The organism is Sphingobium sp. KKT206 (genome assembly GCF_055640555.1).
This window is the reverse complement of sequence record NZ_CM145764.1, coordinates 2,947,610-2,962,353: the sequence shown is the minus strand read 5'-3', so window position 1 is coordinate 2,962,353 and position 14,744 is coordinate 2,947,610. Positions and strand designations below refer to the sequence as shown.

The following is a 14,744-nucleotide window of genomic DNA, read 5'->3' as shown; positions in this document are numbered from 1 at the left end:
AAGCAGTAAGGGCGGGGCATGAGCACAAGAACCGACTCAGCGGGCCAAGATCCCGTCATCGAAAGCCGCGACCAGCTGATCGCGGCCTTTGCCAAGGGCGAAAAGCCCAAGGACCGCTGGCGCATCGGCACCGAACATGAGAAATTCGTCTACAGCCGCAAGGATCATCACGCCCCATCCTATGAGGAAAAGGGTGGCATCCACACGCTGTTGATCGGCCTGACCCGCTATGGCTGGAAGCCCGTGTTCGAAGGCGAGAATATCATCGCTTTGTCGGGGGACGATGGCACGATCAGCCTGGAACCCGCCGGGCAACTCGAACTGTCGGGTGCGCCGCTCGACAATCTGCACCAGACCTGCGCTGAAACCGGGCGGCATCTGGAACAGGTGAAGCATGTCGGCGACATGCTGGGCCTGGGTTTCCTGGGTCTTGGCATGTGGCCCGACAAGACCCGCGCCGAGTTGCCGATCATGCCCAAGGGCCGTTACGAGATCATGCTGCGGCACATGCCCCGCGTGGGGTCGATGGGCCTGGACATGATGTTGCGCACCTGCACCATCCAGACCAATCTGGATTATGGCAGCGAGGCCGACATGGCCAAGAAGTTCCGCGTCTCGCTGGCGCTGCAGCCGCTTGGCACGGCTTTATTCGCCAATTCGCCCTTTACCGAGGGCAAGCCCAATGGCTTCCTGTCCTATCGCAGCCATATCTGGTCGGACACCGACCCCAAGCGCACGGGCATGCTGCCCTTCGTGTTCGAGGACGGCTTTGGCTATGAGCGTTACGCCGACTATGCGCTCGACGTGCCGATGTATTTCGTCTTTCGCGACGGCAAATATATCGACACGTCGGGCCTCAGCTTCCGCGATTTCCTCGACGGGAAACTGTCCGTCCTGCCGGGTGAAAAGCCGACCGAGAAGGATTGGGAGGATCATCTCTCCACCGCCTTCCCCGAAGTGCGGTTGAAGAGTTTCCTCGAAATGCGCGGCTCCGACGGCGGTCCTTGGGGTCGCATCTGCGCCCTGCCCGCCTTGTGGGTCGGGCTGCTCTATGATCAGGGCGCGCTCGATGCGGCTTGGGATCTGGTCAAGGACTGGACCATGGAGGATCGGCAGATTTTGCGCGATTCCGTGCCCAAGCTCGGCCTGGACGCGCCGATCGGTGGCGGCCGCACGCTGCGCGACATTGCCAAGCCAGCGCTCGATATTGCCCGGTCGGGACTGGCGGCACGCGGTCGACTGAATGCCGCGGGCGACAATGAGACGGGCTATCTGTCCGATCTGGAAGAGGTCGTGTCATCCGGCAAGACCCACGCCGAACGGCTGCTCGATCGCTATCATGGCGAATGGGGCGGTGATGTCAGCAAAGTCTATGCCGAGGAAAGCTTCTAGGACGCAGGCTGCTCCGCCGTCGGTGCCACTGCAGTCGCTTCCCGCTTGCGCCCGGTGACCCAGGCGAAGAAGCGGGGCACCGGGGCGTTGCGTTCCATCCAGTCGCTATAGGCGCGATAGTCGGGGTCGGCCGACAGATGCTGTTCCTCCGTCCGGGCGCGCCAATAATAGACGGCGTTGGTGAGGCCCAGCATCGCGCAATTGCGCACGATGTCGGTGATCGACCCGCTGACACTGAGGAAAGGCAGCGCGGAAAACCACCAGAAGAGGTTTTTCGACAAATAGGCCGGGTGCCGGGTCCAGCGATAAGGACCATGGGTCAGTATGCCGCGATGGGTGAGGTTGGAAAAGCGCAGGCCGAACGCCATCGTCGCCCAGGCATAGATGGCGGTCAGCAGCACCAGCCACCCGCCCAGCAGCCATTGCAACGTCGTCGATCCTTGCGTCCAATAATCCCATTCCGCGCCGCCCGCATGATAATCGAGCGGCCCGCCGCCGCCCATCAGGACGAAAGGCGGGTAGCAGATCAGGGCAGCCAGCCAGCCGGCAAGATAGGGATTGGCGGTGCGGATATGCGAATCGAGCGGCTTGAAGGTCAGGATATAACCGACCGTCGCGAGGCAGACGTCGATCATGAACATGACCGCGATCAGGAATCCGGCGAGCGCGATCGGATTGGCCAGTGCATCGGCGATCCGCCATTCGACCACGCTCGAAAAATTGCCCGGTACGATCGACACCATGAAGGCCAGGAAGAAGCCCTTGACCGCCCAGGCGCGAGCGTGATGCGCGACCTGCACCATGTCGGGCGCGCCCGCCGCGCCGCCGATCACCCATTGGCCAAAGCTGTAGGAGGCATCCTTTGGATCGACCATCCGCCGGTCGATCCAGATGACATAGGGGATGGAAAGTGCCAGCAGCCATGGCGCGGCGCTGGTGAACAGGTCCATCGAGAAGCGGTAATTGCCGCTCCAATACCAGCGCGCGACGCAATAGAAGATGGCAATGGCGAGCCAGGTTGCCCATAGCCCGGCGATCTTGACGATGCTGATGTCCAGCACGCTGCGGACCGGACGGGCGGGCGCGTGCCAGTCTATGCCGGTCGAGGCATTGCGATGCACTTTGTCGATCAGCAGCGACCATAGCACCATCGGCACGCCGCAGGCGACGACCGCAGCCAGCCCGGCATGGGGACCGTTCATGCCATAATGGCGCGCGACCAGGGTCCAGAGGCCAAGGCCCACCAAACCAGCGATGCCGACGCCATGGCTGACGGCGGATTTGGGGCAGGGATCGTCAGAGTCGCGCATGGCGGCAAGCCCTAGCAAAATTTGGTAAGCAAGCGGTGAAGGCTTTGGCTGCAGGGCCGTTGCAGACAAACTGCTTAACCTGCAGCAAGGTCGTGAACCCATTTTATCTCAATGCGTTATCCCCTCATCAACCGATAATGATGGAGGCAGGAGATGACGATCGCGGTGCGGTTTCCCGATGGCAGCATCCAGAATGTACCTGCCCAGTTACGGGAGATCAGCGATTCCTCCGGTTCCAAAGTCACTCCGCGTTTCGAGCGCGTTCCGCTCAATTGCGATTCGAACTGGACCTTTCATCGACATGGCGAGAACTGGTACGCGATGCCACGGTCCGGCAGCCTGTCCACTCTGCGCCCGGCCGTAGCGGAATGGTGGCGGTCGGTGGCCCATATGGAGGATGACGCCGGAAAAGCCGTTGGTCCGGCCAAGACAGCGCGTGGCCAACGGCAGCGCCAGCGATCCGGCTGGGGCAACGCCGCTTGAGGCACTACCCACCCAATACGTTGATCGTGAACGCCAATATGCCAAGGTTGAACAGGAATGCGGCGAGGCTCTGAAACAGCGCCGTGCGGCGCATCATGCCACTCGTCACCGACACATCGGACGTCTGGAACGTCATGCCGAGCGTAAAGGCGAAATAGAGGAAGTCCCAATAGCCCGGCTCGTGCGTATCCGGGAAGTCGAGGCCACCGCTATCCTCTCCCTGCGGTCCGGCGCGATAGAAGATATGCGCATAATGCATGGCGTAGACGAGGTTGGAAAACAGCCAAGCCACCAGCAGCGTTACTAGCAACAGCACAACTGTTGCCGCCTTATGCCCGCCCTGCTCCCCAACGGCCACGCCGACAGCGACCAGGACGACCAAGCTGACGATGGCGGTTATCAGCAGCATCAGTTCGCGATTGGCATCATTCGCCGCCGCCTTGCGCCGCATCGCGGCGGCATCGGCCCGGATGAGCGACGTTACCGACAGCATGAAGGCGATTGCGGCCATATCGAATCCCGCCATCACCGCCTGATGCCAAGGCAGAACCAAAGCCAAAGGCGCGATCGTCGCCAGAAACGCCAGGAACATGCCATAGCGCCAGGGAAAGATCGGCGATCCTGATCGAATGCGGTTCATGCCGGATACCAACGCGCAATCAGCGGGTCGCGCAAGACCTGATCACAGCACCGCGGCGATCAGCCCCCGTGCGCGCGCTTCATTGGCTTCAAGATACCAGTTTTCTGGCGCTTTTTCGAGCAGCTCTTCCATGGTGATATCCGATCCCAGGATCAGATTGTGAAAGCCTTCATTCTGAATCGCGATCGACGACTGGATTTCGTTGAGCGTTCCCTTGAGCGTAGCGATGCAGGTGGACAGTGGCCCCGCGAGCTGGATCGTCTTGGTGATCAGCCGCTCGTGGATCATGAGGCGCGTACCCCGCGTGACATAGCGGTTTTCGGTTGCGAAGAAGCTCATGAAGGTCGCGCCCGCCGAATAAACCGCCGTGCGGCCGAGAAACACCAGACGCCGTTCAGGGTAAAGATCGGAATGGAAACGTATATCCTCACCCATCAGACGCGCGATTTCGGGGTCGCCGCCCAAGGTGGAGATTTCGACCACCACCAGACCCTGCTGCGGCGCGGTGGACAGGCAATTCTTGAAATGAAGATACATGCCATGGTCAACCACGCCCGAAAGCATGATCGCGGGATATTCGAAATCCTTGGGGCCGAGCATCGGCGCGGTCATCTGCATCATAATCGCCTTGATATGGAATGGGTTTGGGCAGCATTACGCATGGCGCGCGGAAAAGCTGCCTCATGCGCCTATTCTTTTGACTGGCGCGCGGCGCGACAGGCTGTAAAGAACAGATCATGACCAAAAGGCAGCGGGCATGATCGCGAAACTCAAGGGGTTGCTGGACAGCACGGGCATCGACCATGCCATCATCGATGTGGGCGGCGTCGGCTATCTGGTCGGCGCATCGTCGCGCACGCTGGCGGCTTTGGGTCCGGTGGGGGAAGCGGTGACGATCCACACAGAAATGCTGGTGGCGGCGGATTCGATCCGCCTGGTCGGATTCGCCCGCGCGGAGGAGCGCGACTGGTATCGGCTGCTGACCCATGTGCAGGGCGTCGGATCGCGCGTGGCGCTGGCGATATTGTCGGCGCTCGAACCGCTGGAACTGCACCGGGCCGTCGCCATGGGGGACAAGGCGATGATCGCCCGCGCCAATGGCGTTGGTCCCAAGCTCGCCCAGCGCATCGTCAATGAATTGAAGGACAAGATCGGCGCTGCCCCGGTCGGCAGTCCGATCGGCGCGGGCGGCGTAGCCGTGCTGCCGACCGGCAGCTTCGCCGCCGACGCCTTGTCCGCGCTGCAGAATCTGGGCTTCAAACCCTATGAAGCCAGCACCGCCGTCGCATCCGCCGAGGCGGAACTGGGTGACGACGCCAGCCTGGACGCGCTGGTGCGGCTGGCGCTGCGGAAGGCGGCGAAGTGATGGGTGCATTGGATTGCATGGATAAAAGGCTTATGACGTGACCATGGCCGACCTCAACATCTCCATGCCGCCCGCCCTTGAACAATGGGTCGACGCCCGTCTGGCGCAGGGGCGCTATGTCGATGCCGCCGATTATCTGCGCGACTTGGTTCGCCGCGATCAAGAGGCGTCCGAATATGATCGACAATGGGTTCGCGCCCGCCTTGAAGAGGGCTTCGTGTCAGGCATTGTCGATGCAGAACCGGAAGATGTCCTGAAAGAGATTATGGCGCGCTTGCCGGATGCCTAAGATCAGGCTGACGGTCGCCGCCCGACAGGATCTGATCGCCATTCAGGATCATGGTCTTGAATATTTCGGCCTGGAGGCTGTTCGGGTGCACATGCAGGGTTTCGAGCGCATCTTCGCCTTGTTGCGCACCCATCCGGCGGCGGGCGAGGCGAGACCCGATTATGGCGACGGCATAAGAGCTTTTTCGCATCGACCCCATCGAGTGTTATATCATGTCGGCGAGCAAACCATTTTGATCCTGCGTATACTGCATTCCGCGATGGACGCACCGTCGGCCTTGGGACGTCGTCCATGACCGACGACCGCCTCCTAACCCCTGCCCGTCGCGTCGAGGATGTCGACGCGGCGCTGCGTCCCAAGTCGCTCGACGAATTTATCGGGCAGGAAGCGGCGCGCGGGAATTTGCGCGTGTTTATCGAGGCGGCGAAGGCGCGTGGCGAGGCGCTGGATCATGTGCTGTTTTTCGGCCCGCCCGGCCTTGGCAAGACGACGCTCGCGCAGATCGTCGCCAAGGAAATGGGCGTGGGCTTTCGCGCCACGTCCGGGCCGGTCATCGCCAAGTCAGGCGATCTGGCGGCTTTGCTCACCAATCTGGATGAGGGCGACGTGCTGTTCGTCGATGAAATCCATCGGCTCAATCCGGCGGTCGAGGAAGTACTCTACCCGGCGATGGAGGACCGCGCGCTCGACCTGATGATCGGCGAGGGGCCGTCGGCGCGATCGGTGCGCATCGACCTGCCGCCCTTTACGCTGGTGGGGGCCACGACGCGGCAGGGCTTGCTAACGACGCCGCTGCGCGACCGGTTCGGCATTCCGGTGCGGCTGCAATTCTACACGGTGGACGAACTGGAGCTGGTGGTGCGGCGCGCGGCGCGGTTGCTCGACCTTGCCATTACGCCCGATGGGGCGATGGAGATTGCGCGGCGATCGCGGGGGACGCCGCGCATTGCCGGGCGGTTGCTGCGCCGGGTGCGCGATTTCGCCAATGTCGCGGGCGTTGCGGCCGTGGACGCTAAGGTTGCCGATGCTTCACTGCGGCGGCTGGAGGTCGATGAACTGGGCCTCGACCTGATGGACCGGCGCTATCTGATGATGATCGCGGATATTTATCGCGGTGGGCCGGTGGGGGTCGAAACGCTGGCGGCAGGCCTGTCCGAAGCGCGCGATACGATCGAGGAAGTGATCGAGCCTTACCTCATCCAGCTTGGCCTCATCGCCCGCACGGCGCGCGGCCGATGCCTCAACGGCCCGGGGTGGAAGCACTTGGGCCTCAATCCGCCGCAGGATGTGCAGAACGGGCTTTTCGATGGATGAAACCTCATAAAGTCGATGGCCGTTACGGCAAGGCGGAGCTATAGCCTGACGATGAGCAGGCGCGCAGCAGACGCGCCGGAACCGTAGGAGCAGCGCCTTGAGGGCCATCGAAAAATTCCCCAATCTGGTCACCATGTTCTTCGCCCGCGCAGGCGAAAAGGGCGACGCGCCCTTCCTGTGGCGCAAGACGGACGGCGCCTGGCAGTCGCTAAGCTGGAACGCGGTGGCGCAGCAGGTGGCAGCCCTGTCCGCCGCGCTCAAGGCGCAGGGGCTGAAGCCGGGCGATCCGGTGATGTTGGTTAGCGAAAACCGCCCGGAATTTTGCATCGCGGACCTCGCCATCATGGCGGCGGGATGCATCACCGTGCCGACCTACACCACCAATACGACGCGCGATCATCAACATATATTGACCGATAGCGGCGCGCGCGCGGTCATCGTCTCGACCGCAAAGCTGGCGCAGGTGCTGATGCCCGCCGTCGTCCGATCGCAGGCCGATTTCATCATCGGGATGGAGCCGTTGCGCGGAACGCAGGGGCAGATCGCCTGCCATATGTGGGATGAGCTGATCGCGGCCCACCCGGTCGATGTCGCCACCTGTGCCGCCGCCCAGACCGCGACGCGCCAGGACCAGGCCTGCATCATCTATACCAGCGGCACCGGCGGCGCGCCGCGCGGCGTGATGCAGCATCATGGCGCGATACTGCTCAATGCCGAGGGGGCAGGCGCGGTCGTAGCGGAGGATTTCGGTTGGGGGGAGGAGGTCTTCCTGTCCTTCCTGCCGCTGTCCCATGCCTATGAACATAGTGGCGGGCAATTTCTGCCGATGCTGCTGGGCGGGCAGATCTATTATTCGGAAGGGCTGGAAAAGCTCGCCAGCAATATCGAGGAAACGCGGCCGACCATCATGGTGGTCGTGCCCCGCCTGTTCGAAGTGCTGCGCGCGCGGATCATGAAGTCGATCGAAAAGCAGGGCAAATTTCCCAATTATCTGATGGCCCAGGCGTTGCGCATTGCGGCGAAAGAGCAGCATGGACGCAAGTCCCTGCTCGACCGGCCGATGAAGGCGCTGCTCGCGCGGACCCTGATCCCCAAGATCCGCGCCCGTTTCGGCGGCCGGTTGAAGGCGCTGGTGTCGGGCGGTGCGCCGCTCAATCCCGATGTCGGCCTGTTCTTCGACGCGATGGGCCTAACGTTGCTTCAGGGCTATGGCCAGACTGAGGCAGGGCCGGTGGTGAGCTGCAATCGCCCGCGCGCGGGCATTGCCATGGACACGGTTGGCCCGCCGCTTGATGGCGTGGAAGTGCGGATCGCCGAGGATGGCGAAATTCTGGTCCGGGGCGAATTGGTCATGCACGGCTATTGGCGCAATCCGGCGGAAACGGAAAAGGTGTTGAAGGATGGTTGGCTCCACACCGGCGACATCGGCGAATTCGATGCCAAGGGGCGCATCCGCATCACCGACCGCAAGAAAGACCTGATCGTCAACGACAAGGGCGACAATGTCGCGCCCCAGAAGGTCGAGGGGATGCTGACGCTGCAGGCCGAGATCGGGCAGGCGATGGTCCATGGCGACCGGCGGCCCTATCTGGTCGGGCTGATCGTGCCGGATGCCGAATGGACGCTGGAATGGGCGCAGGCCAAGGGTTTGGCGCTGGCGGAGGCGCGCGCCGATACGGCCTATATGGCGGCGCTACGTGCGGCGGTGGACCGGGTGAATAGCGACCTGTCGGTGACCGAGCGGGTTCGTCGCTTCATCCTGGCCGACGAACCGTTCACGATCGAGAATGAGGAAATGACCCCGTCAATCAAGATCCGCCGCCATGTGATCCGCAAACGCTATGCCGACCGGTTGGACGCGCTTTACAAGGGCTGAGCGGGTTCGCCTGAAGGCTGGTTCGGCCGGTCGGCATCGGCGACGCCGAATGTCGCCCATTCCGCAGCACCGGCAGGCGATTCGGGTAGCATCTTGGCCGTTTCGACCGTCATCCGGGTTTCGCTGTGCCGCCGATGGATATAGGCTTTGGCGATCATATTGGCCGAAATCGGCGCGGTGATGAACAGGAAGAGCGTGATCAGCAGTTCATGCGCCGACCAGCTGAGGCCATGGGTCGGGAAATAGAGCATCGACGCCATCAGGCAGCCGCCAACGCCCAGCGTGGTCGCCTTGGTCGGGCCGTGCAGACGGGTCATCAGCGATGGCAGGCGCGCCAGTCCCCAACTGCCGATCAGCGCGAAGGCACCCCCGAGCAGGATGAGGAAGGCGATGAAGATGTCGATCAAGGCGGTCATTCCGGCTGGTCCATCCTATTCCACAATGTCGCCGCGCAGCAGGAATTTGGTATAGGCGACCGTGCCGACGAAGCCGACCATCGCCAGCAACAGCGCCGCTTCGAAATAGGTGCCGCTTTCTTCCAATATGCCGAACAGGATGATGAGCGCGATGGCATTGATGACCATCGTATCGAGCGCCAGGATGCGATCCGGCGCGGTTGGCCCCCGCAGCAGGCGATAGAGGTTGAGCAGCATCGCCAGCGCCACGCAGCCCATCGCGATCGACAGAGCGGTCTCTATCATCGGAAAATCTCCAGCAGGCGGCGTTCATAGCGCGCCTTGATGCGCGTGATTTCCCCTGCCGGATCGCCGGTATCCAACGCATGGACCAGCAGATGGCGGCCGTCGGTCGAAATATCGGTGGAGACGGTGCCAGGCGTCAGGCTGATCGTGCCCGCGAGCAGGGTGATGGCCTCGGCCGAGCGCAATTCGAGCGGTATGCTAAGCCAGCAGGAGCGGAAATCGCGGTTGCGCCGGAACAGGATCAGCCGCGCAACCTCAAAATTCGCAACGACGATGTCCCATAGCACCAGAAAGGCATAGCCGAGCAAAGGCAGGCCGAGGCGCATTTGCGGCCGGTCCGGCCAGAAGGGCGCAGTGAAGAGCGGCACGACGATTGCGAAGAAGAGGCCGAGCAGGAAACCGCCCATGCTGAGGCTGTTGAGCACCAGCATCCACATGGTGACCAGCAGGAGCGTGAGGCCGGGATGGGGCAGCAGGCGTTTCATCGGACGGCTCCCGGTGCATCTGGCCCCAGCACGGCGCCGACATAAGCGGGCACGTCGAACAGTTGGCGGCTGGTGGCGTCAGCATAGGCGGTCGCCGGGCCAGCGGCCACGGTCAGCACGCCCAGCATGACCAGCAGGAAAAAGGCCGGCAGCGCTTCGATCGCGCGAAAGGCGGTGCGGTTCTTGGACGTGGGTGGGCAGCTGCCTTGTTTCCAGAACACGGTGGTTCCGGCCCGTGCCATGCCGACCACCGCCAGCAGGCTGGTCCCCAGCACGAGCGCCCAGATGCCGATGACATAGGGCGATGTCAGCGATGCCTGAAGGATGAGCAATTTGCCGATGAAACCCGACAGCGGCGGCAGGCCTGCCAGGGCGACGGCTGCCGCCAGGAACAGCAAGGCCAGCCTGCCCTGCCCGGCGAAAGCCGAGGTCGGCACGATCGAGTCACCCTCGGCCGGACGCCAGCGGATGATGAGATCGATCGTCAAGAACAGCAACGCCGCGGCCAGAGTGGTATGGGGCAGATAGAAAAGTGCGGCAGCCATGGCGCGCTGATCGAACTGGGCAACGGCGACGAGCAAGGTGGCGGTCGAGCCAATCAGGCCGAACGCCGCCATATCGCGCAAGCCGCGCGCGGCGAGCAAGCCGACAAATCCGAGCAACATCGCGATCAGTGCTGCGGGCAGCAGCAACTGCCCGACCCAGTCGCCGAAGATCAGCGGTGCGGTGCGGATGATGGCATAGGCCCCGACCTTGGTCATGATCGCGAACAGCGCGGCGACGGCGGGGGCTGTCGATCCATAGGTGCGCGGGAGCCAGAGGTGTAGCGGCGCAAGCGCCGCCTTGAGCGCGAACACCGTGACCAGCAGCAACCCGCCCGCGCGCAACAGCCCCATATCCCCCGGCGGTAGGGCAGCAGCGCGCACGGCCATATCGGCCATGTTGAGCGTACCGGTGATCCCGTAGAGCAGGCCGAGGGCAATCAGGAACAGGGTGGAACCGATAAGGTTGACGATCACATATTGCACGCCCGCCGTCAGCCGCTGCGCGCCCTGTCCGTGCAGCATCAGGCCATAGGAGGCGATCAGCAGCACTTCGAAGAAGACGAAGAGGTTGAACAGATCGCCGGTCAGGAATGCGCCATTGATGCCGAGCAGCTGGAACTGGAAGAGCGGGTGAAAGTGCCAGCCCTTGCGATCGAGGCCGGTCAAGGTCGCGTGAGCCGCCACCGCCAAGCCGAGGACGGCGGTCAGCAGCAGCATCAGTGCCGCCAGCCGATCCAGCACCAGCACGATGCCGAAGGGGGCGGGCCAGTTACCCAGCGCATAGGCGGTCGGTCCGCCTGCGATGGCCTGCCCCATAAGGATCATTGCCAGCAGAACGAGTCCAGCCGCCGACCCGACCGAGATGGCCGCACCGATCCAGCGCCGCCGACGGCGGAACAGCAAAGTCGCGGTTCCGGCAAAGGCAGGGAGCAGCAAGGGCGCAGCGATCAGCGCGTCGATCATGGCGCCGCCTCCCGATCGGGCTGGGGCGGATCGGCCTCGACAATGCCGTCGACCTGATCCGTGCCGGTTTCCAGGAAGCTGCGCAGCGACAGCACGACGGCGAGCGCGGTCATGGCGAAGGAAATGACGATGGCGGTCAGCACCAGAGCTTGCGGCAGGGGGTCGGCATAGTCGGTCACGCCCTTTTCATAGAGCGGCGGGCTATTCACCGTCAGGCGACCGATGGCGAAGAGGAAGAGGTTGATGGCATAGGACAGCATGGCGAGGCCAAGCACGACCGGGAAGGTGCGCCCGCGCAAAGCGAGATAGATGCCCGCCGCTGTCAGCACGGCAATGGCGGAGGCGACCAGAAATTCGATACTCATGCCCGGCGTCCCCGCAATTTGGCCGGGTCGATATCCATCGGGCCATCATCCTCCACCAGCGCCTTTTCCGCGCGCTGGGCGATATGGCTGAGTTCGGCCAGCGCGAGCATCACCGCACCGATCACCGTCATGGCGACGCCGACGTCGAACAGCATCGCCGTCGCGAGTTCAAATGTTCCGACCAAAGGCAGCGTGACATAGCCGAAAGCACTAGTGAACAGCGGCGCGCCGAAAAAGAGCGAGCCAAGGCCGGTCAGGGCGGCGATGGTGACACCCAAGCCGATCAGCATATGTTCGTCGACCCGCCGCCGCTGGTCCGCCCATTCAAAGCCCGACGCCATATATTGCATCAGCATCGCGATGGAGACGACCAGCCCGGCGATGAAGCCGCCGCCCGGCAGATTATGCCCGCGCAGGAAGATGAAGAGGCCGATCATCGTTGCCAGTGGCAGCAAGAGCCGGGCGGCGACCGCGAACATCATGGGATGGCGTTCGGGCGACCGGGGCAGATCCGCGACCCACTCGCGCAGGCGCTGGCCAGAGGGGCCACGCGCCACCGGTTGCAGCAGCGCGAAGATGGTGAGGGCGGCAATGCCCAGCACCGTAATTTCGCCGAACGTGTCGAAGGCACGGAAGTCGACGAGTGTGACATTGACCACATTGGTCCCACCGCCGCCCGAATAGCTGTTTTCCCAATGATAGGCGGAGATCGGATCATTGGGCTCGCGCGTCATCACGGCCCAGGCCGCCAGGCCTGCGACCGTGCCACCGGTCAGCCCGATCAGACCGTCGCGCAACCGCAGACTGTTGCTGGAGAGGCGCACCGGCTGTTTGGGCATCAGGTTGAGCGCCAGCAGCAACAGCAGGATCGTCACCACCTCCACCGAAATTTGCGTGAGGGCGAGGTCCGGGGCCGACAGATAGACGAAGGCGAGCGAAACGACGAGGCCGACGACGCTGATATAGACCAGCGTCAGATAGCGTTGGCGCTGCGCCTTCACGACCGCGATGACCGCCGCGACCAGCAAGCCCCAGGCGAGGATCGCCACGGGATGGGCGGGAATGGTGGGGCGGGTGCCGGGGCTGTAGCCGCCGGTCCACACGCCCAGCGCGCCGACCAGGATCGCGACCAGGAACAGCAGGCTGAGTTGCCGTTGGAGCGAGCCATTGTGGATGGCGCGCGTCATGTCGCTGGCCCGATCGACCAGCCATTCCAGCGCCCGGTCAAACATCCGCTTGGCATCGGGCAGGCGCAGAGCGTCCCAGGCCCGCAGCAAGGGGCCATGAAGCCACAGCATCAACGCCCCGACCGCGACCGCCACGATGCTCATCACCAGTGCGGGGGTGACGCCATGCCAGAGGGCGGGCTTGAACGGCGGCGCGGTGCCGCCGGTGACGATGGCGGCGGCGGGCGTGACGAGGCCCACCGTCAATGTCTGCGGGAACAGGCCGACCAGGATGGTCAGCACGACAAGCAAGGCGGACGGTGCCCATAGACCGAACGGCGGATCATGCGGCTGGGCAGGATAGGACGCCGGGCGAGGCCCGAAATAGAGATGGACAATATAGCGTAGCGAATAGGCCACCGACAGCGTGGCTCCGATCACGGCGGCGAGCGGCACGATCCACGACTGCCCTGCCCATAGGGTATGCCCGGCTTCCTCCAGCATCATTTCCTTCGACAGGAAACCGGCAAACGGGGGCAGGCCCGCCATGGAGGCGGACGCGACGATGCCCAGCGTCGCGGTGATCGGCATCAGCGTCGCCAGCCCGCCCAGCAGGCGAATGTCGCGCGTGCCCGTTTCATGATCGACGATCCCCGCGTTCATGAACAAGGCGGCCTTGAAGACGGCATGGTTGAGCAGATGGAAAACGCCGACCATCGCGGCGACCGGCGTGCCGAAGCCGAACAACATGGTCAGCAGGCCAAGATGGCTGATGGTGGAATAAGCGAGGATCGCTTTGAGATCATGACGGAACAGGGCGACGGCCGCACCGAGGATCATCGTGACCAACCCCGTCGTCGTCACCAGATAGAACCACAGGTCGGTCCCCGACAGCACCGGCCAGAAGCGCGCGAGCAGGAACACCCCCGCCTTCACCATGGTCGCGCTATGCAGATAGGCGCTGACCGGCGTCGGGGCAGCCATGGCGTGGGGCAGCCAGAAGTGAAACGGGAACTGCGCCGACTTGGTGAAGCAGCCCAGCAGGATCAGGATCAGCGCCACGGGATAGAGCGCAGACGCTCGGATGATGTCGCCGCTCGCCAATATGTCGGCCAGTTCGAACGATCCCGCGATCGTGCCAAGCAATAGCAGACCGCCAATGAGCGCGAGGCCACCGCCGCCCGTCACCGCCAACGCCATGCGCGCGCCCTGCCGCCCCTCAGCCGTGTCGCTGCGGAAGCCGATCAGCAGGAAGGAGGACAGGCTGGTCAGTTCCCAGAAGATGAGCAACAGCAAGATGTTGCCCGACAGAGCGATGCCCAGCATGGCCCCCTGAAACAGCAGCAGCATCGCCAGGAACCGGCCCATCGCGTCCTTGGCGGACAGATAGAAGCGCGCATAGAGGATGATGAGCAGGCCGATGCCCAGGATCAGGCCCGCAAACAACAAGCCCAGCGCGTCGAGGCGCAGGCTGAGTTCCAATCCCAATGTCGGCACCCAAGCCATATGCCATTGCGCCACCCCGCCGTTCAGCACGAGCGGCGCGAACCATCCCAGCAGGGCAAGTCCGGCGATGGCGGGGAGGACGGCTATCGCGGCCTGTGCGTTGCGGCCTGCCCCACCCATGATCGACAGCAGCAAGGTGCCGACGAATGGCAGGAGGCAAAGCAGGACCAAAAACAAATTCTTCTCCGGGTCGACACCCATGCGGGTACGAGGATGGCAGGCCTATCCGATGATGATGACCGTCTTCCCCATTCCTATGCCGGTAGGCAACCCTAAAGCGACATCATTCTCCCGATCCGTCGATCGGAAGCTGCGTAGAGGCCAATAGTGTCTTGTCCAGTCG

At 63.4% G+C, this 14,744-nt stretch carries 16 protein-coding genes; 7 read left to right on the top strand and 9 right to left on the bottom strand.

The features are described from left to right. The first annotated feature begins 18 nt into the window (after positions 1 to 18). A complete protein-coding gene (locus ACZ2HM_RS14360; protein ID WP_470425516.1) occupies positions 19 to 1,392 on the top strand; it encodes a glutamate--cysteine ligase in 1,374 nt (457 codons plus the stop codon). Here ACZ2HM_RS14360 and ACZ2HM_RS14355 read toward each other — a convergent pair. Beyond that, entirely contained in the window at positions 1,389 to 2,702 is a 1,314-nt protein-coding gene (locus tag ACZ2HM_RS14355) for a methyltransferase family protein (protein ID WP_470425515.1), read from the bottom strand. The genes ACZ2HM_RS14360 and ACZ2HM_RS14355 overlap by 4 nt on opposite strands. Positions 2,703 to 2,855: 153 nt before the next feature. On the opposite strand from ACZ2HM_RS14355, the gene ACZ2HM_RS14350 reads away from it, so the two are divergent. After that, positions 2,856 to 3,185, top strand: coding sequence for a hypothetical protein (locus tag ACZ2HM_RS14350; RefSeq protein WP_470425514.1), 330 nt, complete (start codon positions 2,856 to 2,858; stop codon positions 3,183 to 3,185). A gap of 4 nt (positions 3,186 to 3,189) precedes the next feature. On the opposite strand, the gene ACZ2HM_RS14345 is transcribed toward ACZ2HM_RS14350, so the two are convergent. Beyond that, the gene (locus ACZ2HM_RS14345; RefSeq protein WP_470425513.1) at positions 3,190 to 3,825 is read right to left on the bottom strand and encodes a DUF1345 domain-containing protein; all 636 of its coding nucleotides are present in this window, start codon (positions 3,823 to 3,825) and stop codon (positions 3,190 to 3,192) included. Positions 3,826 to 3,867: 42 nt separating this feature from the next. Next, complete coding sequence (locus ACZ2HM_RS14340) at positions 3,868 to 4,443, bottom strand: hypothetical protein (protein WP_037478187.1); 576 nt, start codon at positions 4,441 to 4,443, stop codon at positions 3,868 to 3,870. A gap of 139 nt (positions 4,444 to 4,582) precedes the next feature. On the opposite strand from ACZ2HM_RS14340, the gene ruvA reads away from it, so the two are divergent. The 5 genes from ruvA to ACZ2HM_RS14315 all read left to right on the top strand — a co-directional run bounded on the left by ruvA (position 4,583) and on the right by ACZ2HM_RS14315 (position 8,670). Next, positions 4,583 to 5,191 carry a Holliday junction branch migration protein RuvA gene (gene ruvA / locus ACZ2HM_RS14335; protein WP_037474886.1) on the top strand — a complete coding sequence of 203 codons (609 nt, stop codon included), beginning with the start codon at positions 4,583 to 4,585 and terminating at the stop codon, positions 5,189 to 5,191. Positions 5,192 to 5,234: 43 nt separating this feature from the next. Next, on the top strand, positions 5,235 to 5,480 hold the full coding sequence (locus ACZ2HM_RS14330; RefSeq protein ID WP_037474888.1) for a ribbon-helix-helix domain-containing protein: 246 nt from the start codon (positions 5,235 to 5,237) through the stop codon (positions 5,478 to 5,480). Continuing rightward, a complete protein-coding gene (locus ACZ2HM_RS14325; protein ID WP_037474890.1) occupies positions 5,473 to 5,775 on the top strand; it encodes a type II toxin-antitoxin system RelE/ParE family toxin in 303 nt (100 codons plus the stop codon). The genes ACZ2HM_RS14330 and ACZ2HM_RS14325 overlap by 8 nt, the downstream gene beginning before the upstream one ends. Further along, on the top strand, positions 5,772 to 6,794 hold the full coding sequence (gene ruvB, locus ACZ2HM_RS14320) for a Holliday junction branch migration DNA helicase RuvB (protein WP_069065663.1): 1,023 nt from the start codon (positions 5,772 to 5,774) through the stop codon (positions 6,792 to 6,794). The genes ACZ2HM_RS14325 and ruvB overlap by 4 nt, the downstream gene beginning before the upstream one ends. Before the next feature lie 133 nt (positions 6,795 to 6,927). Beyond that, positions 6,928 to 8,670, top strand: a complete 1,743-nt coding sequence (locus tag ACZ2HM_RS14315; RefSeq protein WP_052027614.1) for an AMP-dependent synthetase/ligase — start codon at positions 6,928 to 6,930, stop codon at positions 8,668 to 8,670. Here ACZ2HM_RS14315 and ACZ2HM_RS14310 read toward each other — a convergent pair. From ACZ2HM_RS14310 to ACZ2HM_RS14285, 6 genes are read right to left on the bottom strand one after another with little or no spacing between them, the layout of a single operon-like run. Further along, entirely contained in the window at positions 8,658 to 9,086 is a 429-nt protein-coding gene (locus tag ACZ2HM_RS14310) for a Na+/H+ antiporter subunit G (RefSeq protein ID WP_037474900.1), read from the bottom strand. The two genes, ACZ2HM_RS14315 and ACZ2HM_RS14310, sit on opposite strands and share 13 nt — an antisense overlap. A gap of 15 nt (positions 9,087 to 9,101) precedes the next feature. Continuing rightward, positions 9,102 to 9,371 carry a K+/H+ antiporter subunit F gene (locus ACZ2HM_RS14305; RefSeq protein ID WP_037474906.1) on the bottom strand — a complete coding sequence of 90 codons (270 nt, stop codon included), beginning with the start codon at positions 9,369 to 9,371 and terminating at the stop codon, positions 9,102 to 9,104. After that, positions 9,368 to 9,856 (bottom strand): Na+/H+ antiporter subunit E, encoded by a 489-nt coding sequence (locus ACZ2HM_RS14300; protein ID WP_037474909.1) that lies wholly within the window; start codon positions 9,854 to 9,856, stop codon positions 9,368 to 9,370. Before ACZ2HM_RS14300 ends, ACZ2HM_RS14305 begins: the two co-directional genes overlap by 4 nt. Further along, positions 9,853 to 11,364 (bottom strand): monovalent cation/H+ antiporter subunit D, encoded by a 1,512-nt coding sequence (locus ACZ2HM_RS14295; RefSeq protein ID WP_470425512.1) that lies wholly within the window; start codon positions 11,362 to 11,364, stop codon positions 9,853 to 9,855. The genes ACZ2HM_RS14300 and ACZ2HM_RS14295 overlap by 4 nt, the downstream gene beginning before the upstream one ends. Then, on the bottom strand, positions 11,361 to 11,729 hold the full coding sequence (locus ACZ2HM_RS14290) for a Na+/H+ antiporter subunit C (protein ID WP_470425511.1): 369 nt from the start codon (positions 11,727 to 11,729) through the stop codon (positions 11,361 to 11,363). Before ACZ2HM_RS14290 ends, ACZ2HM_RS14295 begins: the two co-directional genes overlap by 4 nt. Beyond that, positions 11,726 to 14,572, bottom strand: a complete 2,847-nt coding sequence (locus tag ACZ2HM_RS14285; protein WP_470425510.1) for a monovalent cation/H+ antiporter subunit A — start codon at positions 14,570 to 14,572, stop codon at positions 11,726 to 11,728. Before ACZ2HM_RS14285 ends, ACZ2HM_RS14290 begins: the two co-directional genes overlap by 4 nt. Between the last annotated feature and the right edge of the window lie 172 nt (positions 14,573 to 14,744).